The organism is Vibrio clamense, from assembly GCF_050337905.1.
In the GTDB taxonomy this organism is placed as follows: Bacteria; Pseudomonadota; Gammaproteobacteria; order Enterobacterales; family Vibrionaceae; genus Vibrio; species Vibrio cortegadensis.
Map to the genome: position 1 here is coordinate 221,577 of NZ_JAKJTJ010000018.1, position 22,045 is coordinate 243,621.

Here is a 22,045-nt window from a genome sequence, read left to right on the forward strand (position 1 = left end):
CTTCACAATTTATTGAGTATTAGTCAGGAAATCTGTCACGGATCTCAGTAAACGTATCCCAGTTATCCAGCATTAAATCGACTAACACGGGTTCAAAATGCTTTCCTTTCTGAGACAAGATTTCCTTTCTAATCTTCTCATCAGGCCACGGTTTCTTATAACTTCGCTTAGCGCCAAGGGCATCAAACACATCTGCAATTGCCGTAATTCGCCCACTGATTGGAATATCTTCACCGCTCAATTGATTGGGGTACCCTGTACCATCCCATTTCTCATGGTGGTAAGCCGCGATCTCTTTGGCGACTAAAATCAATTTTCGCTTTGAACGACTTAAAATATCAACACCATATTCAACATGCTTTTGCATAATATACCACTCATCTTCAGTGAGCTTTCCAGGTTTATGTAATATGCTGTCTGGGATCGCCACCTTACCCACATCATGCAAAGGCGACGCTTGTTTAATCATAAAAGTATCATATTCCGAAAGACCATATAAAATCGCTAGCTGTTCCGATACCAGAGACACGCGTTGCACGTGCGCCCCCGTCTCTTTGCTCCTTGCTTCCACTGCGTTGGCTAAATTATAAACCAACTCTTTTGAGGTCTCTTTTAAATCCACAAGCAGACTAAGGTTCTCAAACGTCAACCCTATGTTATGCATATAGATTTCAAGTAACTGCTTATCTAACTCTGAAAGTGCAGTATTAATATTGATATAAAGCAGGTTGTTCACGCCACGCTCATCAGCCATAAAAAATACGTAGGCATCCTCGTAGCTCTGACTTTGCTTTTTCTTGGCCGCGTCATGGCAACGTTTAGAGACAATATCCGGCAAACGGTCATATGCACATTCAGAGTAGGCATTCACATCCCCTCCCGTAGCCGCGAGGGTTAATGCGCTCGATTCCTCCCCTTCAGGCGTAGGCTGAACAACGCCATAAAAAGCAGAAACGTCCAATTTCAATAATGACGTCGCCTGCAACAAAGACGCCGCGGCATAAGCTTTCATCGTCGTGGTATTTTGCACATTAGCAGATGCTTGAATGACTAACCTCAGACCTTCTCTTTGCTTATCAATGGTACAAAGGTCTCGATATGCTCTTAGCATTGAATACAGCAATGTACGTAGCTTCTTGGTAGTTAACTCGGTTTTTTCCTTGTAATCATCAATTTCGTACTCTTGAATAACGATATCTTCAGGTGCCTGTCCTGCTTGTCCCGTTCGAAGCACCAAACGAATAAGCTTGTTATTTAATCCTCCGCGAATATGCCGAACCAGATCCAAGCCAGCATGTTCCGTTTCCATCACGACATCAACAAGTGCAATAGCAATATCATCGGCTGAATCTAAGATCTGCTTCGCTTCTTCACCCGACAGCGCTGAAATCAGCTCTAATTTACGCTCCTGAAATGTAAATCCACTCAAGGCTAATTTTGTGATTTGATGGACCTGATCATCATCATCTACAATTAATACGCGCCACGGTTTCAGAAGTTTATGGACTTTACTGGCTGATGGTTCAGTTTGTATTTCATTCCGATAATCAGAAAATAACTCCATCAGTAACCTCAATATTTACACAGACTCTTATAGGTTTAGCACACCAACGCCTATCTTGATCACTAATCAATTAACAAAAAACTCAAGAATGCAATTCAACACTAAATTACGCCATCAGCATGTTGCAACAATGTTAACAAAACAGTAGGATAGGAATTTAAACGATTGTTTGATTTTTGAGGCCATGTGTGGAAAACCTACTAAAAGAGTACTCTGTTATTACTGAAATTCCTGTCGCCTGGGGAGAGATGGACGCACTCAATCACGTCAACAACGCGGTCTATTTTCGTTATTTTGAAACCGCTCGCATTGCCCATTTTAATAAAGTGGAATTGATGGAAGAGATGGCCATGACCAAAGTTGGGCCAGTACTTGGAGAAACTCAGTGTCGCTACAAACTCCCAGTTACCTACCCTGACACGCTTTTGATTGGCTCCAAAGTCACCGATATACAATCGGATAGGTTCACGATGCAATATGAAATTGTGAGCAAAAAACTTGGAAAAATCACAACGATTGGCAGCGCAACGATTGTTATGTTCGATTTCAAAACCAATCAAAAGGCTGAGTTATCGGAACGCCTTACTCTCGCCATTAAAGCGCTGGATAAAGAGCTAGCGTAAGCAGGTATGCTGTCACTTCACTCAATGTTAAGATAAATATCAATTCCACACTCTGACACTGATGGTAGTTAATGACTCGTTACGAACAGCTTGCTCAAGATATTAAGCGGCAGATTAGCCAAAAGGTTTGGCGATCTGGTGAAAAGATCCCTTCGGTGCGAGTAAGCTGTAAAAGTACGGGTTATAGCATCGCCACCGTTTTACAGGCATATCAGTTACTTGAGAGCCAAGGTTGGGTGACTGCAAAACCGCAATCAGGCTATTTCGTCGCACCACAGATTGAAAACCTACTTAGCCCTCAAGCATCATCAAGCCCTACGAAGCCAAAACAGATTAATATCAACGATCAACTGTTTGATGTGTTACAGCGCAATAAACAACAAGACATGGTGCCCTTAGGCTCTGCCTTTCCCGATCCATCCCTCTTTCCCCAACAAGCACTTGCTCGAAACTTGGCTAGCGCGAGTCGCAAAATGCCTGAAAATAGCGCCATAATAAATATGCCTCCAGGGAGTGAAAGCCTACGCCGCAATATTGCCCAACGCTACGCTCAGCAAGGTTTATCAGTCTCACCCGATGATATAGTGATCACCTCTGGGGCAATGGAAGCGCTAAGTTTAAGTTTGCAAGCCGTAACAAAGCCTGGAGACTTGGTGGTGATTGAAAGCCCAACATTCTATGGCGCTTTACAGACGATTGAACGGCTTAATTTGCGAGCCGTCGAGATCCCAACCCACCCTCTTGAAGGGATTGATTTAATCGCGCTTGAAAAGGCATTAACTGAACTCCCAATCAAAGCATGCTGGCTAATGACTAACTTCCAAAACCCACTTGGATTTTGCATGTCAGATCACGCTAAGCAATCTCTTGTTGAACTACTTCATCACCATCAAACGCCTCTGATCGAAGACGATGTTTATGCCGAGCTGTTTTTTAGCCCAGATAAACCCAAACCAGCGAAAGCATTTGATCAACACGACGACGTTTTGCTCTGTGGTTCATTTTCAAAATGTTTATCTCCGGGTTTTCGTATTGGCTGGGTTGTCGCCGGACAGCGAAGCGAAACAATCCAGCGTTTCCAATTAATGTCGACTCTTTCAAGTAGCGTTCCAATTCAACTAGGGATCAGCCACTATCTTCAATTTGGCTCATTTGATGCACATTTAAGAAAGCTAAGACGCAAACTTGAACAGCATAAACACCAAATGCTTGCAGCAATACGAACTTACTTCCCTGACTCCATCAGCGTCACGGACCCAAGTGGTGGCTATTTCATTTGGATTGAATTCGGCGGTCACTTCGACTGTTCCCACTTCTATGAACAAGCACTCCAATCTCAAATAGCCGTGGCACCTGGAACACTCTTTAGTAGTGATAACCAAGGTTCTAAGCACATTCGGATCAACTACTCCTACCCATGCGAAGGCAGGATCTTAAACGCCATCATAGAGTTAGGTAGGCTCGCGCATTTAACCCTCAATAAACCCGAGTGATGTCACCAAACCAACTGTTCTATGTTTTTTCATCATAGCTGTTCTATCTCTAACAGTTAGCATCGTGGTTCAATGCCTGTTCACATACCTACCTTGAGTCAATAGTATGAAAACGACGGCCACAAAACACGAAATTAGATTGATCATCGTCGCCATTATCGGTGCGCTTTTATTAATTTTCGGTCATTTAATTTTAGCGAAAAGTTTCTCTCATTTCCCGTGGGCTGAAATCACGGCGGCGCTGATCCCATTTCTTATGTTTGCCTTATGTGTCGGCTCCATTCACTACGCCGTGAATGCCGATGACAGCGACCACAGCAATAATAGCGACAGCAACAGCAACAGCAACAGCAACAGCAACAGCAACAGCAACAGCAACGATGATGAATGATTGTGACGCTCGGTTGTCTACACCTACGAAAAAAGCACTTAAGCCACGAGAGGGAGCGACTTAAGTGCTTGGTATATCTATTTTGAATGACCTTTAAACCGTAGCAAAATTATTCATATTTGAATTGAGCCATCTCCTTATTTAGCTCTTGAGCTTGATCAGTCAATGCTCCTAGCACCTCATCCACATCATTTACTTGGGTAGAAACAGAAGATGAAGCATCGGCAATCGAGGTGATGCTGCCACTGATTTCATCGGTCACCGCTTTCTGCTCTTCAGTCGCGGCGGCAATTTGAATATTCATATCATTAATTTCAGTGAGCATTGAGACGATTTGCTCAAGCATTTCTGTATTTCGTTCACAGCTTTCAACGCCTTTTATCACGGATGTATTCGCCTCCTCAATTCCGGTAGACACCGACGCGGTCTCTTTCTGAAGGGATTCAATTTTGGATCGTATCTCTTCCGTCGAAGCTTGTGTACGACTGGCCAGAGAGCGTACTTCATCTGCAACGACAGCAAAACCTCGTCCCTGCTCTCCTGCCCTTGCGGCTTCTATCGCTGCATTTAACGCAAGTAAATTTGTCTGCTCTGCAATGCCTTGAATGACATCCAACACCTCTGCTATCGAGTTACTTTCACTGTGCAAACGACCAATCGCTTCCACTGCCGTGCGCATTTGAGCATTCAGTTCCGTCATTTCATTGCCTAAGACTAACCCGACTTGAACACTCTCACTTCCCGTATCATTAGCATTTTTTACAAAATCGGCGGCTCGGTTCGCAAACTGTGCCACTTCAGCAATCGACGCGCTCATTTCATTAACAGCGGTAGCTACAGACTCTGTTCGATGCGACTGCTCATTCACAGCTTCTCTTGTACTGCTCATATTCCCAGACATCGTTCGCGTGTTTCTATCGAGCTCATTAGTGGCGCTCGCAAACTCTTTGATCATATTTTGAAGTTGAGAGAAAAGTTTATTCAGCGATACTGCGAGATCAGACATTTCATCTTTACCACGTTCATCCAACCGCTCTGTCAGGTCATTCCCTTTGCTGATTTTTTGAATTTGTAGTGAAGCAATCCTGATTGGGCGAGATATACCGTTTCCGACAAGATAAGAGATGCCAATTGAGATCAGTACAATCACGACAATACTGATGATCACCGTAGTTTGCACCGCTGAATTAAGGGCAGTAACATCCTTAAACGCTTCCGATTCATCTATCTCGGTTAATATCCCCCAAGAAAGTCCAGCGGCATTGATAGGAGCGTACGCAGAGAGAACCGAGATACCACGATAATCTTGCACTAACTCATACCCACTCTGTCCGCTTAATGCTCGCTTTGCCGTCTCAGATTCAACAGGTTGCAGCCCGATTGCTGAGTTTTTACCTTTAATATTTTTGACTACACTGGCAGAAACGCCAGCCATTGAAAGAGCCGATAAATACTGACTTGGGTCTTCAATTAGAAAGCGAGGTTGGCTTCGTAGTAGCCCATCTTGCCCAATTAAATAGGTTTCTCCGCTCGCTCCTAACCCTGCCGCACTCCAGTTTTGATTAAACGTCATGATCGAATTAATGGCATCAACAGGCATTTGAAAAATCAGGGCTCCGATCCGTTGACCACCTGAAAAAACGGGCGTGCCTATAAATGATGCAGCAGACTCATAAGAGGGATAATAAGGAGAGAAGTCTTCAATATAGAAGTATCTATTGGATGCATTTTTTACCTGATTGTATGTTTTGGCTAGACCAGACTGGCGGTAAGGACCAGTAAGTAGATTGGTGGCAAAATCCAGCTCTTTATAAACGGAATACACCACGTTACCTTGGTTGTCGACCATAAAAATATCGTAATAGCCGAATGAGGTGAGAAAATGACGCAGCGAATCATGATACCGCTCGTGAACTTGATCATATCCTGTGTTTAATGGATCGGAATCTAATAAATGCTTTTCACCTACTTGATTAGAGTTTACACCGATGTATCGAGCTTGCAGTGCTTGCCCCGCAACGGACAGTTGGCTCAGGCGGCTTAATTCATTCGCTGATTTTTGATCATTTTTATCACGATATAGAGCACCAAATTGAGAGGTATAGTAATTGCGCAAGGCTGAGTAATCTTGCTCTGATACTTGCTCAATGGGATAACGTTCAAACTCTCGACTAAATGCAGTCAATGCATCTTGAATCGCCACATCGCTGGCTAACGTCTCTAGTTGGAAATGAATTTGATCGAAATATCGCTCAATTTCACCCTTTTTGATCTCTCTTACCGACAGTAGTTGACTTGATGCTCGCTCATGCAGTGCTTGTTTCGATAAAGAGGACGCTTTCCAGCCTACAAATCCCCCACTGACCACAACCCCAATCGCACAAAGTACAGTACAAGCTAAAATAATTTTAGTTGCAATTCTCATCCCAAAACCTCACAGCTAGATTGCTGAAATAATTCATGTATATCCCGAATCGATGTCGAGATCAGACGCACCTAGCCGTAGGTAAGTACCAACTTTATAATATGAATTTGTCTTGATACTCAGACAAAAGTTTAGAAGTGAAAATCGGTTTTATCGAATTTATTAATAGTTTTATTACTAACCCAGAAAGATTCATTGCTAATCACTATCAAAGGGGAAGATAGCCTGATGACTCACCGAGAAGGGGATGGTGAGCCACCAAGCTAAATGGTGGTTAATTGTGGTTATCGCCGCTTGAGCTCATTTCAACGGCATCAACTTAACTAGCATTCAATAGGTCACATTTAGATGCACAGATAAAATCATTTCTATGTAAACCTTTAATTGAGTGACTCCACCATGTCACCGTCACCTTGCCCCACTCTAGTAAGGTTGCTGGATGATGAAATTCTTCTTCAGCGAGTTGCGCGATTTTATTGGAAAACGCCCATGCTAATTTATAGTTTTTAAAAGTATAGACTTTCTCAAGCTGGGGGATTTCATCTCGCTCTACAAGCGCCCAACCATTAAGTTCAGCTAAAAGCTCTTGCTGTTCAAATTTCGTTAGTGATACAGAATCAATGCTGCAAGCTTCGCAGCGTAGTTCGTTAAGCATGGTTCATTTCCTTAGATTTTGCTTTCGGTTCAAACAAAGGCGATAACATTTCTGCTTTCATCGCTTTGTGTACTTGGTCCATCAAGTCCTGCTGACTCAAACGATATAACGCCGCAATATCATCCAGTTCGTAATACAACGGCTGCATAATATCAATTCGATAGGGTGTATTCAGTACAGTTTGGATATCAAATGGTTGACGTTTCGCATCAGTACTATCCAGCGAATACACCGTTTCACCTGGGGAAGACAAAATTCCGCCACCATAGATTTTGCTTTTCCCGTTCTCTTTCACCAAGCCAAACTCGACGGTAAACCAGTACAATCGGGCAAGATAAACGCGCTCTGCTGGAGTTGCCGCTTTTCCAAGCACACCATAAGCATGGGTAAATGCAGCAAAATCTTGATGCGTTAACATTGCACAATGGCCAAAGATTTCATGGAAAAAATCTGGCTCTTGTAAATAGTCAAAGTCCTCTCTGGTTCGAAGAAACGTTGCCACCGGAAATTTGCGTTCTGCTAACAGCGAAAAGAACCGATCAAAATTAATTAATGCCGCAACAGGCTCGACTTGCCAACCCGTTTCTTGCAGTAAAATTTTATTGATATCATTTAATTGTGGAACACGATCGTGTGTTAATTGAAGCATGTCTAGTCCATCTAGATATGGACGACATGCCCTATCACCTATGACGCTTTGCTGACGAGTAACAAGTTCCGACCATATTTGATCTTCTTCTGCACTCCATTCAACTTTCCCTGCACCGTTTACCGGCTTGGAATGATATTGCACCATCACCCCTCTCCTTTACATTGTGGTTACATAAAGCCTATCTCTCGACGCCGTTCATCGCCAACCCTCTTTCAAAATCAACCAGTTAATTGATGTAACATATTGTTTACAATTTTGTGTTTTTTTCTTATTTTTCATACTTATATTTCTTGTGGGAATGTTTGACTTTGGATCAATTGAAGTCAAAACTTGTTCGATAATTGATCAAAAATCGACAATGAGGGAACAATGTCAGATTCAGAACCGGTATGGATACCAACTCAACAGCGAGTAAGCTCTTCACTTCTGCATGGATTTATTGAACGTCTTAATGCGCAAGGCATGGATCTTGATGGCTATCAACCACTCCACCAATGGTCGATAACAGAACCAAGATCGTTTTGGAAAGAAGCCTGGGAGTATTGCGGTGTCATCGGCTCTCAAGGAGAATGCATCATTGATACAGGAAGAGCCAAATGGGGCGATTATAGTCCCCCTAGAGATTCCATTTGGTTCCCACAAGCTCAGTTAAACTATGCAGAAAACCTTTTATGTTACGCCCACAAAACCCCAACTGAGATTGCGGTTTGGTTTAAAAACGAACGAGGGCATCAGCACAAGGTTTCTTGGCTGGCGTTATATGAACAAGTATCCGTTACTCAACAATGGCTGAAAAATAATGGCGTAGGCAAGGGAGATGTCGTCGCTGGTTACCTCCCATATTTACCTCAAACTCTCGTGGCAATGCTTGCGACCACAAGCTTAGGCGCTATTTGGACATCGACTTCACCCGACTTCGGTGCAAGCAGCGTTATTGAGCGTTTTGAACAAGTTAAACCGAAAGTTTTATTCTGTTGTAATGGTTATACCTTTAATGGCAAGACTCACCTTATGGGCGATAAAAACAACGCCATCGCCAATGCCATATCGAGTATTACCCATGTTTGTGAAATTGAATATCTAGAACCCTCCGCAGGTTTTCCTTCTAATCAATCAGAGAACTCAGCATCGACACATTGGGATGATTTACTCTCATGCTTCTCTGCGCGTGAAGTGCAATTCGAGCGTGTTGCTTTTAATGATCCCCTCTTCGTTCTTTATTCCTCAGGCACAACGGGAAAACCCAAATGCATCACTCATTCTGTTGGGGGAACAACGCTCAATCACTTGAAAGAACATCAGCTGCACTGCGATATTAAGCCTAGTGACCGCGTTTTTTATTACACAACTTGCGGCTGGATGATGTGGAACTGGCATGTTTCGACATTAGCAAGTGGAGCAACCTTAGTGATTTATGACGGCAGTCCAATGTACCCAACAGCAGATACGTTATGGGAACTGGCGGAGCACGCTGAAGTCAGTCTTTTTGGTACTTCAGCGAAGTATCTGGAAGCGTTACAAAAACAGAATATCAGCCCCCAATCGACTTATAATTTACACGCATTACGAACTCTCTGCTCAACAGGATCCGCCTTGTATCCTGAACAATTTGATTTCGTTTATTCTCATATCAAACAGGATATTCATTTAGCCTCCATTTCGGGAGGAACGGATATTTGTGGCTGCTTTGTATTAGGTAACCCAATATCTCCTGTTTATCGTGGAGAATGCCAAAATTCAGCGCTTGGCATGGACGTAAGGGTATTTTCAGATAGAGGCTTAGGCATTGAACAACAACGCGGTGAATTAGTGTGTTTGAACAGTTTTCCAAATCAGCCGATTGGCTTTTGGGGAGATGACGGTGAGCGCTACCACCAAGCGTATTGGGATAAATTTCCAAATATCTGGCACCATGGTGACGATGTAGTGCAAACCTCAACGCATGGCATGATTTTCTATGGACGCAGTGACACTACCTTAAATCCAGGAGGCGTGAGAATTGGCAGTGCTGAAATATATCAACAGGTCAATCAGCTTGATGCGCTAGAGGATTCCATTGCCATTGGAGAACAGTTTCAAGGCGATGAGCGAATCGTACTTTTTGTAAAACTGTGTGATGGATTCAGTCTGAATGATGATTTAAAACAGTTAATCGCTCAAACATTAAGAACCAAATGCTCCCCGCGCCATGTTCCTGCTATCGTTCACTCGATCAGCGACATTCCTAAAACCAAATCTGGGAAGCTGGTGGAATCAGCAGTTAAAAATATTGTGCATGGCATTCAGGTTAAAAATCTCAGCGCCATCGCCAACCCTGACGTTCTCGATGAAATTGCGGAACTGTATCCATTCACTTAACTCTTTCGCTGTATCGCTATAGCCGTATCGCTATAAATAACGTCATTATCTTGAGATTCATTTTATGATGCTCAATGATGACGTTATACTCCCCGAGTTCCCCCCTCTCCTATGAGAAAAATTGATGGATTACGTACACCTATCTCGGATTAGCTTGAAACACTTAACGGCATTACACATTATGCTCAATAGCCATAGTGTGACTCTCACTGCTGAACAACTATGTGTCAGCCCATCAAGCGTCAGTAAAACACTTTCTCAACTCCGATCACTGCTCAATGACGAGCTTTTCTATCGTGATGGGACTCAATTGATCCCAACACCGTTTGCTTTAAAAATTGGTCCAACCGTACATTCTATCTTAGCGAGCATGAACGGTTTGCTTCACCAAGAGCAGTTCAACCCCGCGACGTATAATGGTTCGTTTTGTCTCTCCATGCGTGAGAGTGCTTTCGAAATTTTCGCTCCGACGCTTGCTCAAATTGCAGCCAAAGATGCACCTCTTGCGCGTTTCAATATCCATTCGAAAGAACACTTGGGGTTTGATGCATTACTCAGTGGGCAGGTTGATTTTATTATTCTTCCGCATGACATTAGCCAACCTCCAACCAATGATAAAGATCTGGTGTGGGAACGAATATTAGATGATGAGATGGTTTGCATCATGCACCCAAGCCACCCGCTGAGTGATCAAACGCTCACGATTGAGTCCTATCTTGCGAATAAACATATTGGGATTTTGGATAAGGAACTCTCGATTCCCTACTTTGAGCAAAACCTTACACAGCAGCATCACTCAAGAGAGATTGCGATATCTGTGGCTGATTTTGGCTCAGCCGCCGTACTGTGCCACCACACTGATTTCCTATTTACCAGTTCAAAGTGTTGGGCTGAAAAGGCATTACAAGCCCGAGGTCTAGTGCAAAAATCATTGCCGTTTGATTACGGAAAAGTAGCTTATAGCTTGGTCTGGAATAAGCCCAACATGAACGATCAAGCCATGACTTGGCTGCGCACGCAATTACGTCAGTTTGCGGTGTGAGTATAAAAAAGCGCGACCTTGATGGCCGCGCTTTAACTGTATTTAAGCTATATTTGAACTAAATTTAGCTGTATTTAAACTGCATTTATCTACATTTAACTTACGTTTACAACGATGACATTATGCCTCAGCTAACTCGTTTTCTTCTTTGTTTACCGTAGGTTCAACCGGAACTTCAACTTCTTGTAGTCGAGCAGTGAAGTGGCGCAGAACCGCAGGCTCATAAATGAAATCTAACCCTTTTACATTCTTCGCATTCGCTTTCACTTTCTCAAACGCTTCAATAACAAAGTCCATGTGAGTTTGAGTGTATGTCGCACGAGGAATGGTCAAACGTAACAATTCAGCAGGACACGGATGCTGCTTACCTGTCGCAGGATCACGACCCAATAGCAACGACCCAATCTCAACGGCGCGAATACCAGCCACTTTGTATAACTCACACGCAAGGGCATGGGCAGGGAATTGCTCAGCAGGAATATGAGGTAGAAGTTTACCCGCATCCACAAATGCAGCGTGACCACCAGCTTGCTGACACACAATGCCTAGCGCTTCTAACCCATCGACCAAATATTGCACCTGACCAATGCGGTACTCTAACCAATCTTGGCGCATACCGTCATAAAGACCAACCGCAAGACGCTCCATAGCTCCGCCTTCAAGTCCACCGTATGTTGGGAAACCTTCTTGAACCACACATAGAGTTCGACATTCAGTGTACACATCCATCAATGATTCATCTTTAAAGCAAAGCAAACCACCCATTTGAACCATGGCGTCTTTCTTCGCTGACATCGCAAGACCATCAGCATATTTGTATGATTCACGAGTGATCTGTTCGATCGTCCAATCTTGATACCCCTCTTCACGCTGCTGGATGAAGAACGCATTTTCTGCGTATCGAGCGGAGTCCATGATCACGGGAATATCGTATTTTTGCGCAATCTCGTAGACCGCTTTAAGGTTTGCAATTGAAACAGGCTGACCACCCGCTGAGTTACAAGTGATAGTACTTACAATGTATGGAACATTCGCTGCACCTGCTTCGATGATCGCCTCTTCTAGTTTGATCAGGTCGAAGTTTCCTTTAAAGTCTGCGCTCACTGCGGTGTCGAATGCATCGTCAAGATAGACGTTTTTCGCCATGCAGCAGTTAATTTGTGTATGTCCTTGAGTGGTATCGAAGAAGTAGTTAGACAGAGCCACCATTTTACTGCGATCTAAGCCCTTTTCCATCTCGCGTTTTTTAATCAACACTGGAATATAGATTTGCTCAGCACCACGACCTTGATGAGTTGGAATGGTCATTTCGTAGCCGAAAATATCTTTCACAGCATTCGACAGAGCGTAGTAACTACGGCTGCCACTGTACGCTTCATCACCCATCAACATTGCCGCTTGCATACGCTGAGTGATGGATCCTGTACCGCTATCGGTTAACAGATCAATAAACACATCATCGCTATCAAGTAAAAACGGATTCATTCCTGCTTTAATAATAGCTTGCTCACGGTATTCACGAGTCGTACGTTTTACAGGCTCAACAACACGGATACGAAATGGTTCTGGTAAGTGCTTAAAGTTTTCCATAATAATGCCTTTTCATTCACTTGATGCTGACACACCAAATTAGTTCATCTATTAATTTCTCTATATATAGAGAATTGCGTTCCGACTATTACACGAGCATATTTTGTCTAATTTAAATGAATGACTCGTTTAATAATTCAAGAGAAAATGAGTAGAAACACAATATTTAAAGAGGGTTTCGTTTTACCGAAACGAATAACCAACATCACCACAGATCAATTCAATATAGATCAATCATACGAAAATAGTTTCAAGAAAGTGGTACAAATTGATGAGGTTATACTGCGCACATTGCGCTATATGGCGAGAGGCGCCAATGAACACACTCTATTCAGAAGAAAGGTGGAATGAAAGCTGATGATCCAGAGTATACCAAGCTAACATGGTTAGCCATGAGGTAGATTGCCACTTAAGGTACATATTCACTTGATGTTCCTATGTTGAAATCCAGAATGAAACGTTATACTCACTATATTGTAAGCCATGATTTGAGTATGCACACAAATAAAATAACTGTGAACTCTATAACCAATATTTAAGCCTTAAGAATAAAACTTGCCGACACGTTCACAAATACACGACAACACTATGAAACTAATATCTATCAACTTTTTTTAATGTCTAAAAATATTCTAATAATTTTTATATGAAGAACAACCACTTGATGAGTAATAAGATAAACTTGATTTTATGAATAGCGGAACACTTAAGAATAGTGCTTACATATAGACAGATGGAAGTTGAATGTCGCGCTTAACATACTGAATCAGCTCTTGATGGAACGTCATCATATCCTCCTCTCCACACTTTTCCCACTGTAAAGCCTCACCGATTACACCATGGTGCTGAAAGGCATTAAGACGCACTTTCACGCTTTCCGGCAGGCGATTTAAATAGTGACCAACACTTTCCACTTCACTTTGCAGATCCGTCTTTCCGGGAATGTACAGCAAGCGGACTTCATAGAGTTTTTCAACTTCTGCAAGGTAAGTCATCGACTGAAACACTCGATGATTATCTCTCCCAACAAGCCATTGGTGAGTCTCATTCTGCCACGCTTTCAAATCGATCATCGCGCCATCTAAGTATGGCTCAACCTTTTGCCATCCAGATAATGAAAGCGAACCATTACTATCAATAAAACAGCTTAAATGGTGTAACTCAGCATCCAGCTTTATCGCTTTAAAGAGATCGACAATAAAGCCTATTTGCAAGGTTGCTTCTCCACCAGAAACCGTAATACCACTTAAGAACACATGGTTTCTACGGATCAAATCAATCATCTGACTCACGGAGAAATGTTGTATTTTGGGGTTGGACTTATACTGGCAAACATCAATGCATTTATCACATTGCGTGCATTTTGATGGGTCCCACTTCACTTTTAGATCAACATCTAAAGACAGCGCATCGGATGGGCAGTGAGGAACGCAATCACCGCAATGGTTACAGTGATTAATGGTATGAGGGTTATGACACGATATACAATCGAAATTACACCCCTGCAAAAAAATGACAAGCCGGTTTCCCGGCCCATCGACACAAGAGAAGGTCAGCACACGGCTGACCTTCGCTTGTTTTTCTGTAGTACTTTTTATATTAACCCTAGCCATGAGTTGTTAGTATTTTTACAGAATTATTCGAAGCTTGGCGACATTTCGAAGCTCGCCACTCTTGGTTTACGTTCTAGAATCCCCGTATTTTTCGCCGCTTCCGCCCCTAAGAATGTCGTATTGGTTCTTGAGCCTTGCTCTGAGAATTTGGCGATGTCAGAAAGCTTAACCATATAGCCCGTTACGCGGATCAAATCATTCGATTCAACGTTAGCGGTAAACTCCCGATAACCAAGCTGCAGCGCCCCTTTACAAAGGTTAAACATCGCTTCTGGGTTAGATTTCACCGTCTGATCAATCGTTAAAATATCGCTGATTCCAGAAGTATAGTACTGATGGTGTTCTGCCGTCGCGCGTACATAACTCACAGGATCCGGTTCCGTTCCATATGGAATACGAACACCCGGAGTCACGCCATCATCTAAACTGATACCGCCTTGAGCGTGCAATAAAGCTTTTCCTTCCAAACCATATTTAACCGTAGTCGACTCAACGATCTCCGCCAGTTTTTTAGAAATTCTATGACCAAGTTGATTCGCTTCTTCATCTTGACCATATTGAGCTGTAATTCCCTCTTTCTCCACTAGGATATTGACCGCTTCAGCCATGCCATAAATGCCAAACATTGGCGCGAAGCGAGATTCATCAATTAAACCTTCTGTGGTTAAGAAGCCTTGAAAGAAGTTCGACTCTTCATGTAAAAAGCGACTACGCTCATCAATCAGATCGAACATCACTTTACAGAAGGAAGGCAACACTTGGTTTAAGAAATCCACACGATCATTCGATTTTAGTGCCACTTCTTTTAAATTCATACGAACCAGTGTGTTCGACCCACCCGCCAGTGGCAGTGAGTTATAGCAGCTTACGATACCGAACTTTTTATCACCATAAACATTCGCGTGGATTGGGTAGTTCGCGATATGAGGTTTACTGCATTCACAGATGTTACTTGCCGCTTGGCGCAATAGTGAATCAGGCGTCACCGCTGGGTCGTACATGAAAGTCAGGTTCGGAGCGATCTGTTTTAGCTCTGCATCCACACGTAAGATAGTACGGCAAATGATGTTATCACTTGGGCCAATATTCACATGCATAAACGCATCTGGCAGAGTGCGATCCAGCATGACCCAAAACAGTTTCAGTTTTTGGTAAATCTGCGCTTCAGTTAAATCACCAACATAAGGCAGCAACACATCATCGAGTTGACCAAGGTAAACAGGGATAGAAGTCACCGAAGGAACATGATGGTAAAGGATCGTGAGCAAATTCAGCGCTTCATCAAAATTGCTTGCCGCTTCAAGTTCTAAATGCTCAGAGCCTTGACGTAAGAATTTTGCGTAATCAGGTAACACGTAACGAGGTTTATAAGGAGCATGCCCTTCAAACATGTCACACAGAACACCGCTATCTAACGCTTCTTTTGCTGCATCTGAAATTGGCATATACGGTAAGCTCGCTTCCGCTTCTAAAGCAAGATATTGAGACTTTTGCTTTGGCGAAAGGTGTGCATCCGTAATGATCTCTTGGAATCTCTGTTGTGTGGTGTTAAATGCTTGCTGGCTCATGCTTAAATCCTATCGACTTAAAACCCTATGTTTAATATGGGAACACTGTAAGTCAGATAGTGTATTTCCACAAATGAAACATATAGAATTATCAATTTCCAAATTGGAAATAACAACCCCTTTATTTAAGCCTTATATTGAATTCTATAAACACAAAGGCAGACGAAATGATTGTTGATACATCCCCTTCGTCTGCACTGTGCTCAAAGCGCTGTGGTGCAGCATCAAAATTGATTTAATAATTTTAACTCCGATCCCGAGTGAACCACTCTCAGAATCATCTTCTGTTTGATTAATCAATGTGATGTAAAGTGAAGCATCCTTCTTAGCCACATCAACGTTAAGTTCAATAGCTGAACCTTCCGGGCTGTGGCGGATAGCATTTTCAAATAAATTTTCAAATAACCTTGAAAGCAATAATTTATCCCCTTCAATCGTTGGGTAAGATTTATCGTCAAACACCAATGTTAAGTGCTTTTTCGTTAACTCAATCTTTGTAGCTTCTACGACGTCTTCCACCAGTGAGGCTAGATTAATTGGCTCTTGATGATAACTCGGCATGAGGCGTTCTTGCTTTGCCATATTGAGTTGAGTTTGCAACTGTTCTGACAATTTAAGAGCATTTTTATAAGCCACATCGATCATAGGATCTGGCTGTTGCTGCTGGAGCCTCCAAGTCTCTAAATAACCTAACACGCTCGATAGCGGAGTTTTCAGGTCATGGCTTATTTGCATGAGTTGAGAGTGCTGCGCCGACGATTGAAATTCTAATTGTAAGAACTGCTGCTGAATGCGCTTTGCCGCCAATTGATAATGTTGAGCAATCGGTTTTAGCTCTGGGACTTGGTTGATAAAGTTAGGGCTTAAACGGAAATCTTTGTCTGCTTGTTGTTCTAAATCTTTTGTTACGACCTCAATAGGCTTGAGCAGGCTCATTTTCACTAACCAATAAGCGACAATACTGAACCCGACAATCGTGACAAAACCGAGCATTAACGCCCAAAAAAGTGGGGTTCTGGTTTCAGAGTTAATAAGACTGGTATGCTGCTCACTGCCAATAACCACATAGAGATAACCCACCGTTGAACCGAACTCTTTGATTGGAGCCACTGAAAACACTTTGTTTCCGCTCGGATTTCGAGGGTCATCCCCCAAAATCGGGTAAGGTTCCCCCGCAATAAACGCTTTGATGGGTTCAATAGAGATTTGCTTGCTCACGAATGCATCTTTAGGCGCAGCATGGCTGGTTACGTTTCCTGACGCATCAAGAAAATAGATCTCAAAATCAGGTCCAATTAGCATGAGGGTATGGAAAATAGATTTCAGTGCGACAGGGTTATAATCCGTTCCAATCATCAAAGGATTATCGTCTCGCATATGAGCAGCCAGATCTTTATGCAAACTCTGCTTGGTACGTAGCTCCACTTTTATCTGCTGATTTTGATACATCACAGTCATCGCAACGGACGATGCAAAAAACCAAATAAAGGTAAGCAACAGTAGACGGATTTTAAAACTCATGGCTCACCTTATCTTACTGGCCGTAAGCGGCACTGTTTATCTTTGAAATAGTACAAACCGTTAGTCCATACCATTTTGGAATTTGTACCCCACACCCCAAACCGTATGAATAAATCGCTGGTTGTTTGAGTGAGTTTCTAATTTGCTACGTAAGCGGTTCACGGTGCTACAAACCGTATGTTGATAGCCTTCATATTGAGTGTTCCAAACATGATCTAAAAGTTCGTCCTTGCTATAGACCCGCCCCGGTCGCTTCGCTAAAAAGTGCAGCAGTGAAAATTCAGTCGCCGTTAACGCCACTGTACGTTCAGCCAGTTTGACATGATGCTGTTCAGGACAAATAAACAGTTGCCCAAACTGTAGTTGTGCCGACGGCGGTAGGTTTGCAGCATCCCTTTTTTCATTCAAAGAGGCGTTATTTGTTGGGTGGGGATCTATCGCAGAGTGGTCTACCAAACGGGTATCTGCTGAGGATTGATCTTCCAAAGTATTATCTATCGGAACATCACCTATGGGCATTTGGTTGGTGAGTTGTCTATCGGAAGTGGCTTCGAGTTTTTGTTGTGATCGTTGACTCATCAGCTCTTGCCTGCGAAGAATGGTTCTCACTCTGGCTTGAAATTCTAGAACACTAAATGGCTTGGTCAGGTAATCATCTGCACCAGACTCTAACCCTTCCACTTTATCCACCTCAGAATCTCGCGCCGTCAGCATTAAGATAGGAATATGGTTTCCCTGTTGCCGCAACTCATAACTCAGCAACAAACCATCACCATCGGGTAAACCTCTATCCAAGATCATCAAAGAAAAAGAGTCCGATTTCATTAATTCTTTGGCTTTAGATAACTGATTAACACGAGTAACGCTGTGCCCTTGAAAACCTAAGTGCATGTGAATCAGCCCAGCTAAATCATCATCATCTTCGACAATTAAGATGTTCACTGGCGTAATCATTTCAGAATTTAGCATTCCCTTCCCTCATTCCTGCAACCCATCAACATGACCGGAATGAAGGAGGAAATATTTCACAAAATGATAATTAAGGTTACTTAACTCGGGTAATGATCAGTTTTGCCCCCGGATTTAAGAAGCGATGTGTCGCATTCAGTGCAGATGCAGCCAACCCATCATCTTGGCTTATAACGCCTGAATGAAAGGTAACGATGTCGTTATCATCTCTTGCGCTGTTAAAGCCTTCCCCACCGCCTGCAGGGCCCGGAACAGTCGCCGCAGTTTCGGAATTCGCTTCCGTTCCCGAATCCCAAACATCCATAGACATGGTGTAACTTTGACCAACACTAAACCCTGTTGTTTTAAGATCGGTTTCCCCGACAAAAGCATCATTGGTATTCACCAACATACTCGCTAAAGAGAGATGCGACGATTGATAAGGGTTAAGCGTGATCGACACAGTGTCTGATGCTCCCGGAAGAATTAAACCCGCCCCCGCCTTAGCTTGATACACATCACTGTTGGTATTGACTCTATCAAGCAGCATGCTGTTATCACCAGACTCAGCCAACATCTCCAACGCAACAGAAGAGGCTTGCCCAATATTAAATAAGTGATAATCACTGTTATGCCCAAGAACAACCAAAGGCGACATTGGCTGATTGGCCGTTTGGTTCTCAACCGTAATGGTAAATGTTTGGATTAGGTCTTTATCGGAGTCATCAGGACACCCTGCTAATAGTCCCACCGAAGCCGCAAGTATTAATGCACGATATTTCATAGCGAGCTCCTTAGTTAACCGTAATTGTCAGAGTCGCCACAGGATTTAACCAACGATGACTGCTTGAATCTAGGTCGCTCTTACCACCCGTTGCATCGCTGTCCCCAAGGTTCCCAGGATGAATATGAACTTTACTATTAGTCACTGCTGTTTCAACTCCCGTTCCGTTTGCACCAAAAGTGATAAATGGAGGATTTGGCATACTTGCCGATAATTCATCATTCGCTTCAGTACCAGCATCATAGCCATTTAAGGAGACTTTATAAGTGCCCGGTTCTGTCGGAATTTTCCAGCTATCTAAACCAACAAAACCATCGTTCGTTGGTAGCAGCATCGCGCCTAATGAAAGATATTGATGAGAGCCAGTATCAATTGAAACAGAAGCAGAGACGCCCGGATTCAAGATCCCTGATGCTGGATTTTCTTCCACAACCCCACCAGCGTTCGTCACAGCAGATGACAACCCTGAAATATCACCACCCTCTGCCATCGCCTCTAACTCAGCACTTGCCGATTCACCTGTTTTAAATAGCGAAATAGTTGAGTCATGCGCGGCAACAAGAATTGGTGTGAAGTAAATACCTTTAGTGGCATTAGTCAGCGTAATGTCCAAATCTGCGGCTTGTGTGCTAACACTTGAAAGCATACCGACAACGGCTAAAGATGCGGTCATCATTGGGGTGAGTTTTTTAGTATTTTCCATGTTCTGTCCATCCTATGTTTCGAAATAAATTGTTTTCGACACAATGATGATGGTTGTGAGATCTAGCAGCACCCTCACATAAATCTCATAAATTTCTCACAAGCGTTATTTTATAGAAGAAAATCCATTCTCAGCACGAATAACTTTACAAATATAACCATAAAACAATTAGTTATAGAAAAATTGAATAATAGAAAGACTGAAGACTGAAGACTGAAGACTGAAGACTGAAGACTGAAGACTGAAGACTGAAGACTGAAGATAAATTGCCGCAGTCACTTTTAAAAAGCAACTGCGAAACAATTCAATTATAAGGGAAGTATTTTCTTTGGTATTTAGAGCGACGATACTCAACTCGACGATATTGAAATCAAGGTTACTGAAACGCACCTCTTCGACCGACACCCATGACCACTTTCTGTGCCCCTTTGCCTGCATCAATTTCAAACGGAACTGACACTTGTACATCATCAAAACCAGCGGCTGATAAGACATTTTCAATTTTTTGTACGCTGAGACCATAGTTAGCATTTTCATCTTCAACTAACCAATCCCAGTGAACAAACAGACCATCATCTTCCAAGAGAGTATAAATTAAGCTCACACTATCTTGGAAATTTGGGAGAAAACCACATACTGATGATGCCACAACCAAATCAAATTGACGTCTAAACGCAGGGTGCTGCGCAGCTAAACCTCGTGACAGCAGGTCCACAACAGGTTCAACATTAGGTAACTCTTTTTTGTCCAACTCTTCTACCATGGCTTCAGACCCGTCTATCGCGACAATGTCTTTGACTAGTGGAGAGAGTTTTTGGCTTAATAAGCCCGTACCACAACCAAAATCTAATACACGAACATCTTCAAGGTTTATGAGCTTTTCCAGCTCATTGAATACAGACTGCGAAAACTGCCCCGTAGCTTGATCTTTTTCCCAGTTAACTGCGTATTCATCCCATTCGTTTGCCATCATGGCCTCCATCGTAACTTCTTGTATTCGGGAACTACCGATAGAGTAAACCAAAATGATTCCAAGTTCATAGCGTTATTGCCCAATCTTTTGCACAAATCTGTCGTATGCAACATAACGATAATTAAGTATTCTAGGTGAGTCGTATTTATCTAGGTATATTCATGAATCTTTCTCAAGTTCAAGCATTCTGCACCGTTGCCGATCTTGGTTCCGTTTCGGAAGCTGCTCGCCAACTTGAATGCAATCGTACTAAGCTCAGCATGGCGATTAAAGCGTTTGAGAAAGAACTCAATATTCAACTTTTTACTCGTAGTGGCAACAATTTAACTTTATCTGAAGCCGGTAAAGCCATTTATAAAGACTGTGAAGATTTGTTGGTCACTGCGGCAAGAATCAAACAGACTTGTTCTCATGTTTCAGGTGAGTTTAATGCGGAGATTTGGATTGCACGCGATGACTCTTTGCCTGATGAAATGTGGCAAGAGCTGTCGCTGGATCTCAACAAGCGCTACCCCTCAACTTCATTTAATATTGTTTTGGCATCGAGTGGTGATCTCGCCAATTTAGTTGAGACCCAACAGGTAGACTTTGCCTTCGGTGTCGATTATGAACGAAACAATGATCCAAGGATCAGCTATCACCCATTAGGTAAAATTCGCATGATGTCGGTGTGTCGAGCCAGCCACCCTCTCAGTAAAATGCGCCGGGTCTCCGATGCTAACTTACGTAATGCGATGCAAGTCTCTATGAGCTATCTCAACGAAAAAGATAACCCTGAACTTCAACCTTTTTCTCTGCGTTACCTTGGTTTTTCGAGTTTTGATTACATGCTCAATACCATTTTGGCCGAAGATGCATGGGGGGTATTACCTGAACCACTCATTCGCCATCATCTCCGCCAGCAAGATATTGCGGTCATTAAACACACCTATGGTCTAACACAAGAGGATTACTGCATGTTAACCGCCGCAGGCATGGCAGAGCACCCAGGGATGACTTGGCTAGCTGATAAATTGAGCGATTATCTCTTCGACTTCTAACTAACGCGGTATAACCATCAGTCAGCGTCAATTTTAATGACAGCCAAAATCCCACCTAAGCATCTGTTTATTAATGGTTAATTAGTTATCTCTTTCAATCCT

The 22,045-nt window shown here is 42.8% G+C and carries 18 protein-coding genes; 6 read left to right on the forward strand and 12 right to left on the reverse strand.

Going from position 1 to position 22,045, the window contains the following annotated elements; all coding sequences use genetic code 11:
* Nucleotides 1–19 precede the first annotated feature (19 nt).
* Nucleotides 20–1,564, reverse strand: coding sequence for a DUF3369 domain-containing protein (locus tag L4C39_RS01660; protein WP_429744041.1), 1,545 nt, complete (start codon nt 1,562–1,564; stop codon nt 20–22).
* A gap of 188 nt (nt 1,565–1,752) precedes the next feature.
* Here L4C39_RS01660 and L4C39_RS01665 point away from each other — a divergent pair, with 188 nt between their 5' ends.
* The 3 genes from L4C39_RS01665 to L4C39_RS01675 all read left to right on the forward strand — a co-directional run bounded on the left by L4C39_RS01665 (nt 1,753) and on the right by L4C39_RS01675 (nt 4,071).
* Nucleotides 1,753–2,187, forward strand: coding sequence for an acyl-CoA thioesterase (locus L4C39_RS01665; protein ID WP_171755831.1), 435 nt, complete (start codon nt 1,753–1,755; stop codon nt 2,185–2,187).
* Nucleotides 2,188–2,258: 71 nt separating this feature from the next.
* Nucleotides 2,259–3,680, forward strand: coding sequence for an aminotransferase-like domain-containing protein (locus L4C39_RS01670; RefSeq protein ID WP_429744043.1), 1,422 nt, complete (start codon nt 2,259–2,261; stop codon nt 3,678–3,680).
* Nucleotides 3,681–3,786: 106 nt separating this feature from the next.
* Nucleotides 3,787–4,071: a hypothetical protein gene (locus L4C39_RS01675; protein ID WP_429744045.1), complete on the forward strand. Its 285-nt coding sequence runs from the start codon at nt 3,787–3,789 to the stop codon at nt 4,069–4,071.
* 109 nt (nt 4,072–4,180) lie between these two features.
* On the opposite strand, the gene L4C39_RS01680 is transcribed toward L4C39_RS01675, so the two are convergent.
* The 3 genes from L4C39_RS01680 to phhA form a co-directional block, all read right to left on the reverse strand.
* The gene (locus L4C39_RS01680) at nt 4,181–6,496 is read right to left on the reverse strand and encodes a methyl-accepting chemotaxis protein (RefSeq protein ID WP_429744047.1); all 2,316 of its coding nucleotides are present in this window, start codon (nt 6,494–6,496) and stop codon (nt 4,181–4,183) included.
* Nucleotides 6,497–6,815: 319 nt separating this feature from the next.
* The gene (locus L4C39_RS01685; protein WP_017052326.1) at nt 6,816–7,151 is read right to left on the reverse strand and encodes a 4a-hydroxytetrahydrobiopterin dehydratase; all 336 of its coding nucleotides are present in this window, start codon (nt 7,149–7,151) and stop codon (nt 6,816–6,818) included.
* A complete protein-coding gene (gene phhA / locus L4C39_RS01690) occupies nt 7,144–7,947 on the reverse strand; it encodes a phenylalanine 4-monooxygenase (protein ID WP_261889596.1) in 804 nt (267 codons plus the stop codon). Before phhA ends, L4C39_RS01685 begins: the two co-directional genes overlap by 8 nt.
* A gap of 225 nt (nt 7,948–8,172) precedes the next feature.
* On the opposite strand from phhA, the gene L4C39_RS01695 reads away from it, so the two are divergent.
* Both L4C39_RS01695 and L4C39_RS01700 read left to right on the forward strand, forming a co-directional pair.
* A complete protein-coding gene (locus L4C39_RS01695; RefSeq protein ID WP_429744049.1) occupies nt 8,173–10,161 on the forward strand; it encodes an acetoacetate--CoA ligase in 1,989 nt (662 codons plus the stop codon).
* A gap of 124 nt (nt 10,162–10,285) precedes the next feature.
* Nucleotides 10,286–11,203, forward strand: a complete 918-nt coding sequence (locus L4C39_RS01700) for a LysR family transcriptional regulator (protein WP_136995257.1) — start codon at nt 10,286–10,288, stop codon at nt 11,201–11,203.
* Nucleotides 11,204–11,323: 120 nt separating this feature from the next.
* Here L4C39_RS01700 and tnaA read toward each other — a convergent pair whose 3' ends face one another.
* From tnaA to L4C39_RS01740, 8 genes are all read right to left on the reverse strand, one after another.
* A complete protein-coding gene (gene tnaA, locus L4C39_RS01705) occupies nt 11,324–12,793 on the reverse strand; it encodes a tryptophanase (RefSeq protein ID WP_429744051.1) in 1,470 nt (489 codons plus the stop codon).
* Nucleotides 12,794–13,512: 719 nt separating this feature from the next.
* A complete protein-coding gene (locus L4C39_RS01710) occupies nt 13,513–14,406 on the reverse strand; it encodes a YjjW family glycine radical enzyme activase (protein WP_429744053.1) in 894 nt (297 codons plus the stop codon).
* A 23-nt stretch (nt 14,407–14,429) separates the two neighbouring features.
* Complete coding sequence (locus tag L4C39_RS01715) at nt 14,430–15,974, reverse strand: YjjI family glycine radical enzyme (protein ID WP_429744055.1); 1,545 nt, start codon at nt 15,972–15,974, stop codon at nt 14,430–14,432.
* 144 nt (nt 15,975–16,118) lie between these two features.
* Nucleotides 16,119–17,495 (reverse strand): sensor histidine kinase, encoded by a 1,377-nt coding sequence (locus L4C39_RS01720; protein WP_113799810.1) that lies wholly within the window; start codon nt 17,493–17,495, stop codon nt 16,119–16,121.
* A 60-nt stretch (nt 17,496–17,555) separates the two neighbouring features.
* Complete coding sequence (locus tag L4C39_RS01725; RefSeq protein ID WP_429744057.1) at nt 17,556–18,464, reverse strand: response regulator transcription factor; 909 nt, start codon at nt 18,462–18,464, stop codon at nt 17,556–17,558.
* Nucleotides 18,465–18,540: 76 nt separating this feature from the next.
* Nucleotides 18,541–19,227, reverse strand: coding sequence for a spondin domain-containing protein (locus L4C39_RS01730; RefSeq protein WP_017054626.1), 687 nt, complete (start codon nt 19,225–19,227; stop codon nt 18,541–18,543).
* 10 nt (nt 19,228–19,237) lie between these two features.
* Nucleotides 19,238–19,903, reverse strand: a complete 666-nt coding sequence (locus L4C39_RS01735) for a spondin domain-containing protein (protein ID WP_429744305.1) — start codon at nt 19,901–19,903, stop codon at nt 19,238–19,240.
* Between the two features lie 403 nt (nt 19,904–20,306).
* Nucleotides 20,307–20,900 (reverse strand): class I SAM-dependent DNA methyltransferase, encoded by a 594-nt coding sequence (locus L4C39_RS01740; RefSeq protein ID WP_017054624.1) that lies wholly within the window; start codon nt 20,898–20,900, stop codon nt 20,307–20,309.
* Nucleotides 20,901–21,064: 164 nt separating this feature from the next.
* Here L4C39_RS01740 and L4C39_RS01745 point away from each other — a divergent pair, with 164 nt between their 5' ends.
* Entirely contained in the window at nt 21,065–21,943 is an 879-nt protein-coding gene (locus L4C39_RS01745) for a LysR family transcriptional regulator (RefSeq protein WP_017054623.1), read from the forward strand.
* The last annotated feature ends 102 nt before the right edge of the window (nt 21,944–22,045 follow it).